The organism is Streptomyces sp. NPDC103540, assembly GCF_055584445.1.
Genome location: NZ_JBVJMA010000017.1, coordinates 130,155 through 144,863 on the forward strand (window position 1 = coordinate 130,155; position 14,709 = coordinate 144,863).

Genomic DNA, 14,709 nt, shown 5'->3' on the forward strand with positions numbered 1-14,709 from the left:
ACGCCGTGACGTGACGTGCGCGTGGCAGCGGCCCCGTGAGGGCCGCCGCCACGACGCCCGCCCGCCCGCCGCCCCCTACGGGCCGGCGCGGGCCCGCGGCGAGCGCGGCGCGGTGTCGAGGAGCTCCCGCACCAGCGCGCCGACCTGATCCGTCTCCAACAGGAATCCGTCGTGCCCGTAGGGCGAGCGGACCACCCGCACCCGGTCGGCGGAGGGGATGCCGTCCGCCAACTCCTCCTGCTGCGCGAGCGGATAGAGACGGTCGGAGTCCACACCGGCCACCACCGTCCGCGCGAGCACCCCGCCGAGAGCCGCGTGACGACCGCCGCGACCCCGCCCGACGTCGTGGGTGTTCATCGCCTCCGCCAGGGCGACGTAACTGGCCGCGTCGAAGCGTCGCACGAGCTTGTCGGCCTGGTGGTCGAGGTAGGACTCGACGCGGTACCGGCCGCCGAGCAGGGGCTGTTCCCCCTCCTGGGCCGCGTGGCCGAAGCGCGTCTGGAGCTCCCCGGCCGACCGGTAGGTGATGTGCGCCATGCGGCGGGCGATGCCCAGCCCGGCGTGGGGGCCCCGACCGGGTCCGCCGTCGTGGTAGTCGCCGCCCTGCCACAGGGGGTCGGCGCGGATCGCGTGGACCTGCGACGTGGCCCAGGCGATCTGTTCCGCGCTCGCCGCGGCCGGGCACGCCAACAGCAACAACGCGGCCACCCGCCCCGGTTCGCCGACCGCCCACTCCAACGCCCGCATCCCGCCCATGGACCCCCCGACCACCAGGGCCCACCGCCCGATGCCGAGCGCGTCGGCGAGCCCGACCTCGGCGCGCACCTGGTCGCGCTGCGTCAGACGGGGGAAGGCGCCGCCCCAGGGGCGACCCCCGGGGCCCGTGGAGGCGGGCCCCGTGCTTCCCTGGCAGCCGCCCAGGACGTTCGGCGCCACGACGAACCACCGGTCGGTGTCCAGCGCCCGCCCCGGCCCCACCAGCGCGTCCCACCATCCCGGGGTCGGATGACCGGGCTCGGCGGCGCCCGCCACGTGGCTGTCGCCGGTCAGCGCGTGCAGGACGAGGACCGCGTTCGAACGGTCGGGTGCGAGCCGCCCCCACGTCTCGAACGCCAGCCGCAGCCGGGGCAGCACACCACCCGTCTCCAACGCCAGCGGACGCTCGCGCCGGTGCCACCGGCGACGCCCCGACGGGTCCCCCTCCCGCCACGCACCGGTGGCCGGAAGGGGGACCGCGTCGGCCGGCGAGGTGGGGGCGGGGTTCAGGACGCCTCCTTCGCGGCGCGGAAGCCCGCCTCCAGGTCGGCCCTCAGGTCGGCGAGGTTCTCGATGCCGACCGACAGCCGCACCAGCCCCGGCGTGGTGCCGGTGGCGGCGAGCTGCGCCTCGTCGAGCTGGCTGTGGGTGGTGGACGCCGGGTGGATGACGAGGCTGCGCACGTCCCCGATGTTCGCGAGGTGGCTGAACAGTTCCAGCCCGTCCACGAACCGCCGGCCCGCCTCCACACCACCGCGCAACTCGAAGGAGAGCACGGCGCCCGCGCCGCGCGGCAGATAGCGCCGGCCCGCCTCGTACCAGCGGTTGGACGGCAGGCCGGGGTAGTGCACCGCCGCGACCTCGTCGCGCTGTTCGAGCCACTCCGCCAACGCCTGGGCGTTCGCCGAGTGCCGCTCCAGGCGCAGGCTCAGGGTCTCCACGCCCTGGAGGAGCAGGAACGCCGAGTGCGGGGCGATGGCGGGGCCCAGGTCGCGCAGCAGTTGTACCCGCAGCTTGACGGCGTACGCGCCCGCTCCCAGGGCGGGCCAGTAGCGCAGGCCGTGGTAACTGGGGTCGGGCTCGGTGAAGTCGGGGAAGCGCTCGGGGTGCGCGCCGAAGTCGAAGGTGCCCGCGTCGACGACCACGCCGCCGATCGTGGTTCCGTGTCCGCCGAGGAACTTGGTGGCCGAGTGGACGACGACGTCCGCGCCGTGCTCGATGGGGCGCAGCAGGTACGGGGTGGGCACGGTGTTGTCGACGACGAGCGGCAGGCCGGCCGCGTGCGCGACGTCGGCGACCCCCCGGACGTCGAGGACGTTGCCGCGCGGGTTGCCGAGGGTCTCCGCGAACAGGGCCTTGGTGTGCGGCCGTACGGCGGCCCGCCAGGCGTCGAGGTCGTCGGGGTCCTCGACGAACGACACCTCGATGCCGAACTTCGGGAGGGTGTGGTGGAACAGGTTGTACGTGCCGCCGTAGAGGGAGGCGCTGGAGACGATGTGGTCGCCGGCCGAGGCCAGGTTCAGGATGGCGAGGGTCTCGGCGGCCTGCCCCGAGGCCAGGGCGACGGCGGACAGGCCGCCTTCGAGGGCGGCGACGCGCTGCTCCAGGGCGTCCTGGGTGGGGTTGTGGATGCGGGTGTAGATGTTGCCGGGCTCGGCGAGGGAGAACAGGTCGGAGGCGTGCCGCGTGTCGCGGAAGACGAACGAGGTCGTCTGGTAGATCGGGACCGCCCGGGCACCGGTGGTCGGATCGGGGGTGGTGCCCGCGTGGAGCTGCCGGGTCTCGAAGGACCAGGCCGCGGGGTGAGACCGGGCGGGCTCGTCGTCGGGGGTGTGCCCGGCGGTGACGGCGTCGATGGGCAGGCTCATGGGACTCCTCGGAGGTGAGGGCGGAGGGCGGAGCGCGGAGCGTGGAACGGCGGGTGGCCACCGGTACGCGCGAGCGCGGTACGGCGGTGCGGGTGCGGGCCCCGGACGGGCACGGGAGAGCCGGCCCGGGACGACGCGAGGGGTACGACGCGGCCGCGTACGACGAGTACGCGAGGGGCCCGGTGGGCTCGGTGGGTGGCGCGGGGCGATGCCGCGCGGCGCCGCGTCAGGCGGTGACGGGACAACCCGTGGTCGTGACACGCACGTAGTCGACGTGGCGACGGGTCACGAGTACGGTCATGCGCTCAGGTAACCACAGGCGGGACGCGGCGCACCAGCGCTTTCGGGCAAACCGCCCCGATCCGGCGACGGTCCCCGGTCAGCGCCTGGAGATGCGGACCACCCCGGTCTCGGTGCCCTGGTAGAGGGTGCCGTCCGGAGCGGCCGTACCCCGCATCTGGAGCGGGTTGTAGACCAGCCCGATGCCCAGGAAGGACTTGTTCAGCTGCGCCCCGGTGGCCGGGTCGATGACGGAGTGGTGGTACTGGGCGAAGGTGTTGAGGCCGGCGCTGCCGGTGGGCCCCGTCACGGAGACGGTGTAGATCTTCCCGTCGGCCAGGGAGAGTCGGGGCAGCGCGGCGGACTTCACCGGACTGTTCCACACCACCGAGCAGCCCGTTCCCCGCGCGTCGACGTCGATCCGGCTGAGGCCGCCGTCGAAGTTCGCGGACGAGGGCTGACTGGCGGGAGCGCCCGCGGGCAGGGCCGGATAGGCGTAGCCGTAGGTGTTGGTGACGAAGACGCTGCGGCCGGAGGCGATGACGGCGTCCTCGGTGCCGCTGCGGGCGTGCTGGGTCAGCACGGGGACCCGGCAGATCGGCTCCGGTCCGCCGGCCGCCCGGTAGACGAGCAGGTTCCCGTGCGGGGCCGCGTTGTCGACGATGGTGACGTACTCGGTTCCGTCACCGGGGCCGAAGAAGCTGGGCGTGGTGCCGGTGCCCCAGCTGAGCTGGCCGGGCTTGCGGGCCGGCCCGCGGTCGTAGGGGGCCCGCCAGTCCACGACGGGGGTGCCGTCGGGTCCGGCGGACAGCAGGTACAGGGCGTGGTCGGTGGCGACGGCGGTCCGGCCGGGGACCGTGGAGATGCTGTTCTGGACGCCCTCACCGGTGCTGATGCTGCGGACCGCCCCGGTGCCGGTGTCGACGGTCCCGATCACGCCGCCACTGGTGGCGAACCAGACCCTGCCGTCCCAGGCGGGGGTCAGGCCGACGATGTTGTCGCCGGCGGGCACCGCGTTGCCCAGGGGGGTGGACTGGTCGATCCGCAGGCTCCAGCCGCCACCGGAGCCGGTGCGGTGGTGGCCGACGCGGACCAGGTTGTCGTTCCCGTCCACGACGACCAGGCGGTCGGTGTGGTCGAGGTAGGCGTAGACCCCGCCGAACAGACTGCCCTTGGGCAGGGCCAGCGAGGCCAGGTCGGCTCCGGTGGCGGGATCGAGCAGGTGGACGGTCGGCGTCTGCCCGAAGATGGTGGTGCACAGGGCGATCACGTAGCCGTCGCCGCCCACGAGCACCGTGGGGCAGGCCGAGGCCAGGGCGGTACGGGAGTAGTCGACGGCGGCCGTGCCGGGACCCGGGTAGGGCGTGGTGCCGCTGGAGGCGCTGTCACCGTGCATGGTGGCCGCGCCGTTGGCCGCGGTGACCGGGTTCTGCGGCGGCTGCGGCCCGAACGGGGAGGCCGGGTCGGCCGAGGCCGGCGATCCCGCGAGGCCGGCGGCGCCGAGGGCCACGACGAGGGAGCAGGCGAGCACGGCGAGGCGCCCGCCCGTGGGCAGGGAGAACGGCATCAGGATCCTCGGGGGTGAAATCGGGGGACGGCGCAGCCGGGAAGCACTGCGCGCTGCTGGGGGCGAGCCGCGGGCACGCGTGGCGCGCCCGGAACCGGCGGCGTCACGGGTGCCGGGTGGTGCGGCTCGGGGCGGATTCGGCGCGGGCACCGACCGCGGTGAACGGCAGCCGACACGACCGCGGCCGATGGTGCGGCCCGGCGTCCGGTGCCCGGTCCCGCGTCGCGGTGGCTCCTCGGAACGGCTCCGAGAGGGACGCTAGCCGCTGCCGGTGCGCCGCGGCCCCTTCCTCCACCGCCGGCCACGGCTTGTTCACGCAGTTCACGTTCCCGCAGCACGCGAGCAACACGCGGCGTGGAAAGGGGCGGTGGAGACCACGCGGGCCCGTGACCCGGGGCTGTTGAGGCCCGTGACGCGCTTGTGTGACCGCGTCCGACGGCGAAGGGGCCACCCCCGCGCACGAGGCGGCCCCACGCCCTCCTCGGCTCAGTCGCGCACCAGCGCGGCCAGAGGCCCGCGCAGCCGGGCGAACCCGGGCGAGGCCCGCAGCCCTGGGAGCGCGGGCCTCCTTCCGCCGACGCTCGCTCCGGAGGCCTCAGCCGGCCGGGAGCGGGTCGGCGGTGTCGCCGAGGAGGGCGCGTCCGAGGTCGCCGGCGACGTAGTGGACCTCGCGGCCGTAGCGGTGGCCGGTGACGAGGCCGGCGTCCCGGAGCACCGCGAGGTGCTGCGACACCGCGCCCGGGCTCAGCCCCGTGCGGGCGGCCAGTTGCGTGGTGGTGGCCGGTGCGGCGACCTCCGCCAGCAGGCCCGCCCTGCTGCGGCCGAGCAGACGGGCCAGGCCGTCGCCGGGGCGGGCGCCGCGCTCCCACAACGTGCCCACCCCCCGGGCCGGGTAGATCACGCACGGCGGCACGGTGCCCCGCCCGGGCACCAGCCGGCAGCGGTCGGCGAAGGCGGACGGCACCAGCGTCACCCCGGCCCCGCCCGGGGGCGGCCCCCCGGCCGGCAGGTCGGCCGAGACGAGCCGGTTCCCCGTCCAGGTCAGGGCCGGGTGCAGCCGGGTGAGCACCTCCCCGATGCCGTCCTCGGCCAACTGGCGGGTCCGGTAGGCGATGTCGGCCTCCAGGACGGCGCGGACGCGCGGCCAGTGGGGCCGCACCGCGATCCGCCACCAGCGCAGCACCACGTCGGTGCGCCCGTCGCCGTCGGCCTCCTCGTGGTCGGTGTCGGCGGCGGTGTCGACGATCCCGCCGGACACCGTCGTCACGGCGGCCAGTTCCTCCTCGATACCGGCCAGCGGGCAGCGCGGGGGCGGTACGGCGTCCAGGTTCAGCCCGATGCCGAACCCCGGTGCGGGCGGCGGACCGCCGGCCGCCAGGGCCTGCTTGATCCACGGCAGGTGCACCGCGTGCCGACCCGGATCCGTCGCCGCCCGCAGCCCCGCCACCGTCTCCCACAGCGGGGAGATAGCGAACCTCACGTTCGCCAGGTCGTCCGCCCCCAACCGCACCGCGCCCATGATCCCGCCCCGCCTCTCGCCGCACCCGCCCCGCATGACCTTTCGGCTCAGGCTAAATCAATGGTCGCGCACGCCGCCGCCTGGTGATCTCACGGCCATGACGCCCTTTCACCCCGCTGCCGCTGGCACCGCCGCAATCGTCGACACGGATCGTGCCACCACCGCGTCCGACTTCCGCGCCCTGTGGGCCGCCGACACCGTGAGCCAGGCCGGCACCGCGGTCACCCTGCTCGCCCTCCCGCTCCTCGCCATCGGCACCCTGCACGCCACACCCTTCCAGGCCGGTCTGCTGGTGACCTTCGAGTACCTGGCGTTCCTCCTCTTCGGGCTGCCCGCCGGCGCCTGGGTGGACCGCTCGCGGCACCGCCGCGTGATGATCGCGGGAGACCTCGGCCGGGCGGCCCTGCTCGCTTCGCTCCCGGTCGCCGCCCTGCTCGACGTCCTGACGCTGCCCCAGCTGTACGCGGTCGCCTTCGGCCTCTCCTTCTGCACCGTGTTCTCCGACGTCGCAGCCCAGAGCCTGCTGCCCCGACTGGTCGACGGCGACGCGCTGGAGGCCGCGAACGTCCGACTCGAAGCCACCCGGAGCCTCGTCCAGGCCGCCGGCCCCGGCGTGGGCGGAGCGCTGCTCGCGGTGGTGGCGGCGCCCTTCGCCCTCGCGTTCGACGCGCTCGGCTACGTGGCCTCCGCGCTGCTGCTCACCCGTATCCGCCGCACCGACGCCCCCACCGAGGCCAAGGCCGAGGCCAAGGCCAAGGCCGATGCCGAGGCCGGCGCCCCGGCCACGGCGGATCTCCGTACGGAGATCGCGGCGGGCCTGCGCTTCGTCTTCGGGCACCCGGCGCTGCGGGCCGTCACCCTCGCCGGCACCGTCTCGAACCTGTGCGGCACGATCGGCGCGGCCATGCTGATGGTGCTGCTCGCCGGTGAACTCGGCCTGTCGCCGCTGCTGTGCGGCCTGGTGTTCACGGCCGAGGCGCTCGGGGGCCTCCTCGGCGGCCTGCTCACCGCGCGCGTCGCCGCCCGCCTCGGCGCGGGACCGGCGATGTGCGCGTCCGTCCTGCTGAGCGGGCTGCTGTGGCTGGCGGCCGTGCCCTGCTTCGAGGCCGACTGGCGCCTCGCGGTGGCCGTGGCCCTTCAGGGGCTCGGCTGGGCCGCCTTCATGCCCTTCAGGATCGGCGCGGTCACCCTGCGGCAGCGGCTGTGCCCGCCCGAACTGCTGGGACGGGTCACCGCCACGGTCCGCTTCGTGATGTGGGGCGCCATGCCGATCGGAGCCCTCGCCGGCGCCCTGCTCGGCCGGTACGCCGGCGCACGGGCCGCCCTGTGGGTCGGAGCGGTCGCCGAACTGTGCGCCGTGGTGCCGTTGTTGCTGTCGCCGCTGCGCCGCGCCCGCGCGTTCGGGGACTGACCTTCCCGCACCCCGCCCGGGGTTACGCGGCGGGTTCCGGCGGGTCCGTGTCGCCGGGCGCGTCGGCCCCGTACCAGGGGCGCAGGGCCCGGTACGTCCGCATCATCTCGGGCCCGAGGTGCGCCTCGATCCCGTACCCGGGCTGCCCCTCGTAGGGGAGGATGTAGATGAAGGACGTCACGATCACCTCGATCGCGCCGGGCACGCGGCGCCGGGTCTCCTCCTCCAGGAAGTCGAGGACCCGCCGCCAGTCGGGGCCGTCCGCCTCGCCCTCTCCCAGGTACGAAGACACCGTCTCCTTGACCACCTCCCAGAAGAACAGGTGGTCGAGCACCTCGTGTTCGTTGTCGACGTGCCACTCGTACGTCTCCTCGAACCAGGGCACCCGGGCGACCAGGTCCTCCACCAGTCGCACCCCCGCGGCGGCCTTGCGCTCCGCCTCGGACGCCGCCCGCGTCCCGCCTTCGTCCGTCATGGGCCGGACGTTACCCCACCGCGCCGGCCGCCCCGCCGGCCCCGTCCACCCCGAACGGCGCCGGCCGCCCCGCCGGCCCCGTCCACCCCGAACGGCCGGAACCGCGGTGGTCCACACGACCGCCGACGGCGACTGGTCGCCGGACCCAAGATCCCCTCCCGGACCCGGTCGGCGGCCCCGATGCGGGTTTGCGGGACGTCCTCGCGGTCACACGCGGGACATGAGCGAATCGGAGAAGTTCAGCAACGCCCGCGCCGCAGGCGAGGGCACGAGCACCGCGGCGGAGACGACGTGCGGACCGGTCGGGGTACTGGCCGCCCTGCCGGCCCCGTTCGCGGAGAAGACCGCCGCCGCGACCGAGGCCGTCCGGGGCTCCGTCGGGAAGACCGGCTGGATGTGGAGCGCGATCGGGGCCCGCAAGGCCGTCACGGCCGGGGCGGTGACCGTCACCGCGGCCGTCGTCACCGCCGCGTACGCCCTCGGCCGGCGCGCCGGACTGCGCCGCCGCGGTCCCCTCTCCCGACTCACCGGCGGCCGTGTCTGAGAGCGCCCGCCGCACGACACCCGCGTGCCCCCGCCGGGGCCCCGTCGCCCCGCCGACCGGTACGTCTCGGCCCCGGGCGCGAGGGAGAACCGGAGGATCTTTCCGATCAGGCGTTCCCGCGACCGATTGGACGGCGGGCGACCGGGTACCCGCACGGCCATCCAGGGAATGATCACTGAGGAGAGGACTCGTCCATGCTGATGGCTCACCCGGCGGTGCTGCCCGGTCTCGTCGATCGCTACTGGGCCCTGGCCGTCCTGGCGGAAGGTGACGGCGCCTCGCCCGTACGGGCCGAGATGGCGGACGTCGCCCGGGCCCTGTGCGTCGCGACGGGCACCACGGACGTCCACGCGGCCCTGATCGCCGCACGCCATCGTCTTCCCGGCGCCGACACCTTCGACGATTCCGTCATCGAGCCCCGGGACATGAGTCGCGCGGTCGTGGACAACCGCAGGGCATGAAGCAGACTGCGCATCCAGGCCACGGCGGCGAACCCGAGCGGGGGGCCGGCGACCGACAGGCCGCGACGGGCCCCGACGAGGGGATCGGGGAACGAGCACCGCGGCGCCCCACCGAACTGCCCGCACGGTCCTGGAAGGAGGTGCTGCTCGGCACCCTGAAGGAGGTCGGCGACGACGAACTGGCCGATCGCGCCGCGGCACTGACGTACTACGGCGTGCTGGCGATCTTCCCCGCCCTGCTGGTGCTGGTCTCGCTGCTGGGCGTCACGGGGGAATCGACCGTGCGACGCCTTCTGGACGAACTGCGCGGCCTGACGCCCGGCGCCACCCGGGACGTGGTCACCGGCGCGGTGGAGCAGCTCCAGGGCAACGCGGGCGTCGGATCCGTCGTGGCGGCCGTGGCGTTGGTCGTCGCGGTGTGGTCCGCCTCGGGCTACATCGGCGCGTTCATCCGCGCCTCGAACGCCGTCTACGACGTCCCCGAGGGCCGCCCCCTGTGGAAGGTGCTGCCGCTGCGCCTGGCGCTCACCCTCGCGCTGATGCTCCTCGCCTGCGGCGGCGCGCTGATCGTGGTCTTCAGCGGAGCGCTGGCACGCCGGGCCGGCGCCGTCCTGGGGATGGGCGACACCGCGCTGACGGTGTGGTCCGTCGCGAAATGGCCCGTCCTGGTCCTCCTCGTCACGATCATGATCGCGCTGTTGTACTGGGCCGCGCCGAACGCCAAGGGCCGGGGCTTCTCCTGGGTGACACCGGGCAGCCTGCTGGCCCTGCTGATCTGGATGATCGCCTCCGCCGGATTCGCCTTCTACGCCGCGAACTTCGGCTCCTACAACAAGACGTACGGCACCCTCGCGGGCGTGATCGTCTTCCTCGTCTGGTTGTGGATCACGAACCTGGCGATCCTCCTGGGCCTGGAATTCGACGCGGAACTGAGCCGACAGCGGGCCATCGCCGCGGGGATGCCCGCGGACGCGGAACCCTACGTCCGGCCGCGTGACACCCGGGCCTGGAGCGAGGAGGACCAGCGCCGCATGGAGGGGTCCGCCGTCGACCCCGGGACGGGGGCGGCCGGCGCCGGCGGGGCCGTGGCCGGGTGAGTCCCGCCCCCGCGGGCCCCGGGCGGCGTCAGGTGTGGACGCGGCCGTTGGCGCCGTCGTGGCCGTCGGCGTGCTCGTCGTCGAACCAGTGGTCGCCGGCCCCGAGGTAGCGGAAGGAGAACGCGCTGTGGGCGGGCAGGGCGATGGTCGCGGCACGGGTGCCGTCCCCGCGCGGCTCCAGCGGGTGGGCGGCCGGGTTCCAGTGGTTGAAGTCCCCGACGACGCTGACGGGCCCGTGCGGGGATTCCGCGGGGAGGACGAACGTGATCCGCGTACGGCCCTTGAGCTGCTTGCGTTCGAGCACGGAAAGACTCCAGCCGGGGAGGGGGAAACGACCCGCCCATCCTCGTACCGCCGTGCCGCCGTGCGACGGCACGGGGCCGTGGGATGGGCGCGGGTCACCCGGGTGGCCCCGCCGACCGCGCCGCGCCGCGAGGAGTGGGTGGCCGGGCGGCGGGTAGGCGCCGGACAGCCCTGGGCCGACCCGCCGACAGGCGGGCACCGACCCGCGTGGTGAGGAGGCAGACATGTCCGCACACGTTCCGGCCCCGAACCCGGCCCCGGACCCGCGTCGCACGGCGACCCGGCCGTACGGCGGCGTACCGCCGGGCGAGACCCCGCCCGGCGAGTCGAGCACCGGTTCCGGCGCGGGCCCGTACCGCCCCCTCTCGCGCGGCTGGGGCATGGGCCCCCTCGTGCTGATCTGCCTGGTGGCCTTCGCCTGCGCGCTCTTCTTCCTCGCCTACGCCGTCATGCTGGACCTCTGAGCCCGGTCGGGGTGATCAAGACGAGCACGAGCACGAGCACGGGTACGGGTACGGGTGTGGACGCGACCACGGGTGCGGATGGCCGTGGGGGCGTGATCACCTGCGGGGTCGAAGAGGAGTACCTCCTGGTCGACCCGGTCACCGCCGAGCCGACCCCCCGGGTGGAGGACGTACGCCGCACCGCCGGTCTGGGACCCGTGGCGGAGCAGGGGGAGATTCAGGACGAGCTGCTCCAGGCGCAGATCGAGGTGGCCACTCCCGTGTGCGGCGACCTCGACGAGGTCGGCGGGCACCTGCTCAGGCTGCGTCACGCGCTGGCCTCGGCGGCCGATGCCAACGGCTGCCGGATCGCGGCGACGGGTGCGGCGCCCGTGCGCGGGACGCTGCCCGTGCCCGTCACCCGTACGCCCCGCTACCTGAGGATGGAGGGCGAGGCCCGGCAGCTGGTGGACGAGCAACTGATCTGCGGGATGCACGTCCACGTCGGGATACCCGATCCGGAGAGCGGAGTCGCGGTGCTCAACCGGATCCGGGCGTGGCTGCCCACCCTGCTGGCCATGTCGGCGAACTCGCCCCTGTGGGACGGTCGGGACACCGGGTTCGCCAGTTGGCGCACGATCGTCTTCGGGCGGTGGCCCGTCAGCGGTCCGCCGCCGCATTTCGCGGGGTACGCGGACTACGAGCGGCGCGTGGAGGCGCTGGTGGCCTCCGGGGTGATCGTCGACAGGGGACAGGTCTACTGGCAGGCACGCCTGTCCGACCGCTACCCGACGATCGAGGTGCGTTGCCCGGACGTGCAGCTCCGGGCCGACGACGCCGTGATGTTCGCCGGAGTCGTCCGGGCCCTCGTGGCCACCGCGCTCGCCGAGGAGGAGGCCGGTACGTCGCCGGCCGCCGCGTGCCCGCCCGAGATGGCGCGGGCCGCGAACTGGCACGCGGCCCGTCACGGCCTGAACGGCGAGCTCATCGACCCGGCCGGCCGGCGCCGCAGCAGCGGCGACGTGCTGGGCGCCCTCGTCCACCACATCACGCCGGCCCTGGAGGAGGCCGGCGACCTCCGGGAGGTGGACGCCCTCGTGCACCGCCTGCTGAGGGAGGGGACCCCCGCGGACCGTCAGCGTCGCGCCATGAAGGACGGCGGGCTGCCGGCGCTGATCGACCTGATGACCGGCATCGCCCCCACCGCCTGATCCGCCTTCCGGCCGAAGGCGGTCAGGCCAACGGCGCGCGCGTGAAGTGGCGGACCACCAAGGGCCCGAGGAGGTACTCCTCCTCGCCCGGCAGTACCACGGGCCGCTCCCGCCAGTGCTCGCCGGCGTAGCCGACGAGGTCCTCCTCGCCGCGCCAACGGCTGACGTACACGAGCGAGTCGGGCGGTGCGATCAGCACCTCGTGGTCGACCAGCCCGGGGTGCAGATCGGGGAATTTGCGCACCGCGGCGACGATCAACTCGTGGAACTCCTCGAACCGTTCGGGACGGACACGTGCCTCACTCACCCTGACGATCACGCCCTCAGCCTGTCACACGGACGGCCGCCGTGTCTGCCCCACCAGGGCCCGCCGGCCCCGCCGGGGTTCCCTCCCCTCGCGCGTTCGTCCCCGGTCGAGCGGACCTCGCCCGACACACCGAATTCGAGACTTTCGTCAGGCCGTCGGGAGCGCTGTGAACGGCGATTCCGAATGATCAACGCGATCACTTCACGCCAATCGATTTGACCCTTCGTTGACATGCGATTGAACGACTCTTTACCTTCGGTGGGCGGGCTGCCGAGGGGGGATCTCGGCGCCCGCGTTCCAGATCCCCGGCATGCGAGGAGGACCACCATGGACCGGCTCATCGAGCACATGACCCAGGACGCCGTCTGGGCCAAGTGGGTCGCCGCGAACTCGGCGCAGGGCGCCAAGGACGGCTGCATCAGCGCCACCCCGAAGGAGGGTTGTATCAGCGTCGCCGGCAAGACCGGCTGCATCTCCTGATCCACCCCCACCCGCACGGGGGACCGTCGCCGTCCGCGCACGGCGGCGGTCGCCCCCGCCCGCCCCGCGACCCACGGAGGCCCCGATGAGCCCGTTGCCCAGCCCCCACGTCGTGGACCGGGTGCGCGACATCCCGCTCTACCGCGAGAGCGTCGCCCGAGGCGACTTCCCGATCCTGGAGAAGCCCGAGATCGCCCGTGGTTTCCCCGACAACTGGATGACCCCCCACCTGGCCGAGGCCCTCGCCTCCGGAGAGGCCGAGTTCGTCCTGTCGACCGGCACCAACCACGCCCGGATGCAGCTGATCCGGCCGCCCTACTTCCTGCTCCGCTCCTACTACCGGCTGTGGAGCGAACACCCCGACCTGCGCGCCACCTGGGAGGCGCACGGCAAGCGCATCTCCCTGACCACCGTGCTCGCCACCGAGCACGTCGCCCGGGTCAACGCCGCGAAACCGGGGGCCACGGCCGGGGAGCGCTGGCTGGACGACCGCACGCTCTACCTCAACCGGACCCTCGACCCGGCCGACTGGACCCCGATCGAGGTACGGGCGATGCTCGCCGAGATCCGCGCGGTGGCCGACGCCCACCCCACCCGCACCTACCACCTGGACTGCTCGGGCTACCACCTCGCCCACCTGGTCCGGAAGGTCGACGCCTGGAACCTGTGGGACGAGTTCCCCCGGCCCCAAAGCATCGTCCACGCCTACGAGTACACCCCGCTCAACGTCCGCGCCCTCCTGCGCGACCGCTTCGACTGCCCTGTCGTGGACCTCTTCGGCAGCACCGAACTGGGCTACCTCTACTCCAGCGACCCGCACACCGGCCGCTACCGGCCCCACCTGGAGGACATGAGCGTCGAACTCATCCCGGTCGCCCCGGGCAGCGGCATCCACAGCCTCATCGTCACCAGCCTGCGCAACCCCTTCATGCCCCTGGTCCGCTACCGCTCCGGGGACTGCGTGCGCACCTCCGACGGCACCACCGACCCCGGGCGGATCACCGCCTTCTGCGGCCGGGAGAAGGAACTCCTGGACACCCCGTACGGTCCCGTCGCCCAGGCCGACCTCGACGCCCGCATCGCGGCGATCAGCGAGCGGGTGTTCCTGTACCGCCTCGGCCCGACGCCGCCGCCCGGCACCGAGGCCGGCGACGGAGCCGGCAACGAGGCCGCCGACGGGGGCCCCGACGGGGGCGCCACCACCCTCGCGTACGTGACGTTCGACGACGTCCCGCTCGACCCGGCCCGCACGGCCCGGCTCGCCGCCGCCGTCCAGGACCTCACGGGCCGTCCCTGCGCGCCCGCCCACCGCACCCACCTGCCGATCGGCCGCTCCGGCAAGTACGCCTGGCTCCGGAGCGCCGGCTGACGGCCCCCGCCCACCGCCCCTCCGGCCCGGACAGGAACCAGCCCATGAGCGCCTCCGCAGCACAAGCACCCCACGCCACCACCGCCGTCGACCTGCTCGGCACGGCCCTGTACGAGGAGACCGTCGGGTACTTCACCGCCAAGACCCCGTACGAACGCGACCACGTCGAGCACCAGGTACGCGAATGCCTGCGCTACCTCTACCTGGTCTCCCGCCACCCCGACCGGCTCGCCGGCCTGTTCCTGCCCGTGGAGCAGGAGATCGACGAGATCTGGCACTTCCTCATCCTCCAGACCCGCGAGTACCGGGAACTGTGCGAGGAGCGCCTGCCCGGCCGGCGCTTCATCCACCACCGCAGCATCGCCTACGGCGACTACCAGGACGGGGACGGGGACGGGGACGGGAGCGGCGCCGGCCGCGGCCGCGAGAGGTCCGTCGAGGAGGCCCTGCGCTGGATCCCCCTCTACACCGCGGCCTTCGGCCCCTTCGACGAGGCCGCCCTGCCGCACTGGACCATCGTCCGCTTCCTCAACGAGCAGATGGGGATGAGCCTGCCGGAGATCTCCGCCCTCACCCCCTCGGCGCCCGCCCCCGGACGACCCGCCTGAGACGACACGTC

General features: G+C 74.2%; 16 protein-coding genes. 9 read left to right on the forward strand and 7 right to left on the reverse strand.

Features of this window, described 5'->3' with window-relative positions; genetic code table 11:
• Positions 1–75 precede the first annotated feature (75 nt).
• The 4 genes from metX to ACZ6ZI_RS32965 all read right to left on the reverse strand — a co-directional run bounded on the left by metX (position 76) and on the right by ACZ6ZI_RS32965 (position 5,950).
• A complete protein-coding gene (gene metX, locus ACZ6ZI_RS32950; RefSeq protein WP_469527226.1) occupies positions 76–1,266 on the reverse strand; it encodes a homoserine O-acetyltransferase MetX in 1,191 nt (396 codons plus the stop codon).
• A complete protein-coding gene (locus ACZ6ZI_RS32955) occupies positions 1,263–2,624 on the reverse strand; it encodes a bifunctional o-acetylhomoserine/o-acetylserine sulfhydrylase (protein ID WP_469527080.1) in 1,362 nt (453 codons plus the stop codon). The genes metX and ACZ6ZI_RS32955 overlap by 4 nt, the downstream gene beginning before the upstream one ends.
• Positions 2,625–3,003: 379 nt before the next feature.
• On the reverse strand, positions 3,004–4,470 hold the full coding sequence (locus tag ACZ6ZI_RS32960; protein ID WP_469527083.1) for a hypothetical protein: 1,467 nt from the start codon (positions 4,468–4,470) through the stop codon (positions 3,004–3,006).
• A gap of 595 nt (positions 4,471–5,065) precedes the next feature.
• Complete coding sequence (locus tag ACZ6ZI_RS32965; RefSeq protein ID WP_469527085.1) at positions 5,066–5,950, reverse strand: ArsR/SmtB family transcription factor; 885 nt, start codon at positions 5,948–5,950, stop codon at positions 5,066–5,068.
• A gap of 136 nt (positions 5,951–6,086) precedes the next feature.
• Between ACZ6ZI_RS32965 and ACZ6ZI_RS32970 the strand changes: the two genes are divergently transcribed.
• Complete coding sequence (locus ACZ6ZI_RS32970; RefSeq protein ID WP_469527087.1) at positions 6,087–7,400, forward strand: MFS transporter; 1,314 nt, start codon at positions 6,087–6,089, stop codon at positions 7,398–7,400.
• Positions 7,401–7,422: 22 nt separating this feature from the next.
• Here ACZ6ZI_RS32970 and ACZ6ZI_RS32975 read toward each other — a convergent pair whose 3' ends face one another.
• Positions 7,423–7,875: a hypothetical protein gene (locus ACZ6ZI_RS32975; RefSeq protein WP_469527091.1), complete on the reverse strand. Its 453-nt coding sequence runs from the start codon at positions 7,873–7,875 to the stop codon at positions 7,423–7,425.
• A 220-nt stretch (positions 7,876–8,095) separates the two neighbouring features.
• Here ACZ6ZI_RS32975 and ACZ6ZI_RS32980 point away from each other — a divergent pair, with 220 nt between their 5' ends.
• The 3 genes from ACZ6ZI_RS32980 (at position 8,096) to ACZ6ZI_RS32990 (ending at position 9,977) form a co-directional block, all read left to right on the forward strand.
• A complete protein-coding gene (locus ACZ6ZI_RS32980) occupies positions 8,096–8,419 on the forward strand; it encodes a hypothetical protein (RefSeq protein WP_469527094.1) in 324 nt (107 codons plus the stop codon).
• A gap of 194 nt (positions 8,420–8,613) precedes the next feature.
• Positions 8,614–8,880: a DUF5133 domain-containing protein gene (locus ACZ6ZI_RS32985; protein WP_469527096.1), complete on the forward strand. Its 267-nt coding sequence runs from the start codon at positions 8,614–8,616 to the stop codon at positions 8,878–8,880.
• The gene (locus tag ACZ6ZI_RS32990; protein ID WP_469527098.1) at positions 8,877–9,977 is read left to right on the forward strand and encodes a YihY/virulence factor BrkB family protein; all 1,101 of its coding nucleotides are present in this window, start codon (positions 8,877–8,879) and stop codon (positions 9,975–9,977) included. Before ACZ6ZI_RS32985 ends, ACZ6ZI_RS32990 begins: the two co-directional genes overlap by 4 nt.
• 28 nt (positions 9,978–10,005) lie before the next feature.
• Here ACZ6ZI_RS32990 and ACZ6ZI_RS32995 read toward each other — a convergent pair whose 3' ends face one another.
• Positions 10,006–10,281 carry an isoamylase early set domain-containing protein gene (locus tag ACZ6ZI_RS32995; RefSeq protein WP_469527099.1) on the reverse strand — a complete coding sequence of 92 codons (276 nt, stop codon included), beginning with the start codon at positions 10,279–10,281 and terminating at the stop codon, positions 10,006–10,008.
• 223 nt (positions 10,282–10,504) lie between these two features.
• Between ACZ6ZI_RS32995 and ACZ6ZI_RS33000 the strand changes: the two genes are divergently transcribed.
• Both ACZ6ZI_RS33000 and ACZ6ZI_RS33005 read left to right on the forward strand, forming a co-directional pair.
• Positions 10,505–10,744 carry a DUF6480 family protein gene (locus tag ACZ6ZI_RS33000; RefSeq protein ID WP_469527101.1) on the forward strand — a complete coding sequence of 80 codons (240 nt, stop codon included), beginning with the start codon at positions 10,505–10,507 and terminating at the stop codon, positions 10,742–10,744.
• Between the two features lie 92 nt (positions 10,745–10,836).
• Positions 10,837–11,934 (forward strand): carboxylate-amine ligase, encoded by a 1,098-nt coding sequence (locus ACZ6ZI_RS33005; protein ID WP_469527103.1) that lies wholly within the window; start codon positions 10,837–10,839, stop codon positions 11,932–11,934.
• A gap of 22 nt (positions 11,935–11,956) precedes the next feature.
• Here ACZ6ZI_RS33005 and ACZ6ZI_RS33010 read toward each other — a convergent pair whose 3' ends face one another.
• Positions 11,957–12,241 carry an antibiotic biosynthesis monooxygenase gene (locus ACZ6ZI_RS33010; RefSeq protein ID WP_469527104.1) on the reverse strand — a complete coding sequence of 95 codons (285 nt, stop codon included), beginning with the start codon at positions 12,239–12,241 and terminating at the stop codon, positions 11,957–11,959.
• Positions 12,242–12,568: 327 nt separating this feature from the next.
• Here ACZ6ZI_RS33010 and ACZ6ZI_RS33015 point away from each other — a divergent pair, with 327 nt between their 5' ends.
• The 3 genes from ACZ6ZI_RS33015 (at position 12,569) to ACZ6ZI_RS33025 (ending at position 14,698) form a co-directional block, all read left to right on the forward strand.
• The gene (locus ACZ6ZI_RS33015) at positions 12,569–12,721 is read left to right on the forward strand and encodes a hypothetical protein (protein ID WP_363058300.1); all 153 of its coding nucleotides are present in this window, start codon (positions 12,569–12,571) and stop codon (positions 12,719–12,721) included.
• Positions 12,722–12,806: 85 nt separating this feature from the next.
• On the forward strand, positions 12,807–14,090 hold the full coding sequence (locus ACZ6ZI_RS33020) for a hypothetical protein (RefSeq protein WP_469527106.1): 1,284 nt from the start codon (positions 12,807–12,809) through the stop codon (positions 14,088–14,090).
• A 44-nt stretch (positions 14,091–14,134) separates the two neighbouring features.
• Complete coding sequence (locus ACZ6ZI_RS33025) at positions 14,135–14,698, forward strand: glycine-rich domain-containing protein (protein ID WP_469527109.1); 564 nt, start codon at positions 14,135–14,137, stop codon at positions 14,696–14,698.
• Positions 14,699–14,709: the final 11 nt, after the last annotated feature.

Coding starts and splice junctions, on each gene's coding strand:
- ACZ6ZI_RS32955 (WP_469527080.1), bottom strand. CDS start 2,624: ATGAGCCTGCCCATCGACGCCGTCACCGCCGGGCACACCCCCGACGAC.
- ACZ6ZI_RS32960 (WP_469527083.1), bottom strand. CDS start 4,470: ATGCCGTTCTCCCTGCCCACGGGCGGGCGCCTCGCCGTGCTCGCCTGC.
- ACZ6ZI_RS32970 (WP_469527087.1), top strand. CDS start 6,087: ATGACGCCCTTTCACCCCGCTGCCGCTGGCACCGCCGCAATCGTCGAC.
- ACZ6ZI_RS32975 (WP_469527091.1), bottom strand. CDS start 7,875: ATGACGGACGAAGGCGGGACGCGGGCGGCGTCCGAGGCGGAGCGCAAG.
- ACZ6ZI_RS32980 (WP_469527094.1), top strand. CDS start 8,096: ATGAGCGAATCGGAGAAGTTCAGCAACGCCCGCGCCGCAGGCGAGGGC.
- ACZ6ZI_RS32985 (WP_469527096.1), top strand. CDS start 8,614: ATGCTGATGGCTCACCCGGCGGTGCTGCCCGGTCTCGTCGATCGCTAC.
- ACZ6ZI_RS32990 (WP_469527098.1), top strand. CDS start 8,877: ATGAAGCAGACTGCGCATCCAGGCCACGGCGGCGAACCCGAGCGGGGG.
- ACZ6ZI_RS33000 (WP_469527101.1), top strand. CDS start 10,505: ATGTCCGCACACGTTCCGGCCCCGAACCCGGCCCCGGACCCGCGTCGC.
- ACZ6ZI_RS33015 (WP_363058300.1), top strand. CDS start 12,569: ATGGACCGGCTCATCGAGCACATGACCCAGGACGCCGTCTGGGCCAAG.
- ACZ6ZI_RS33020 (WP_469527106.1), top strand. CDS start 12,807: ATGAGCCCGTTGCCCAGCCCCCACGTCGTGGACCGGGTGCGCGACATC.
- ACZ6ZI_RS33025 (WP_469527109.1), top strand. CDS start 14,135: ATGAGCGCCTCCGCAGCACAAGCACCCCACGCCACCACCGCCGTCGAC.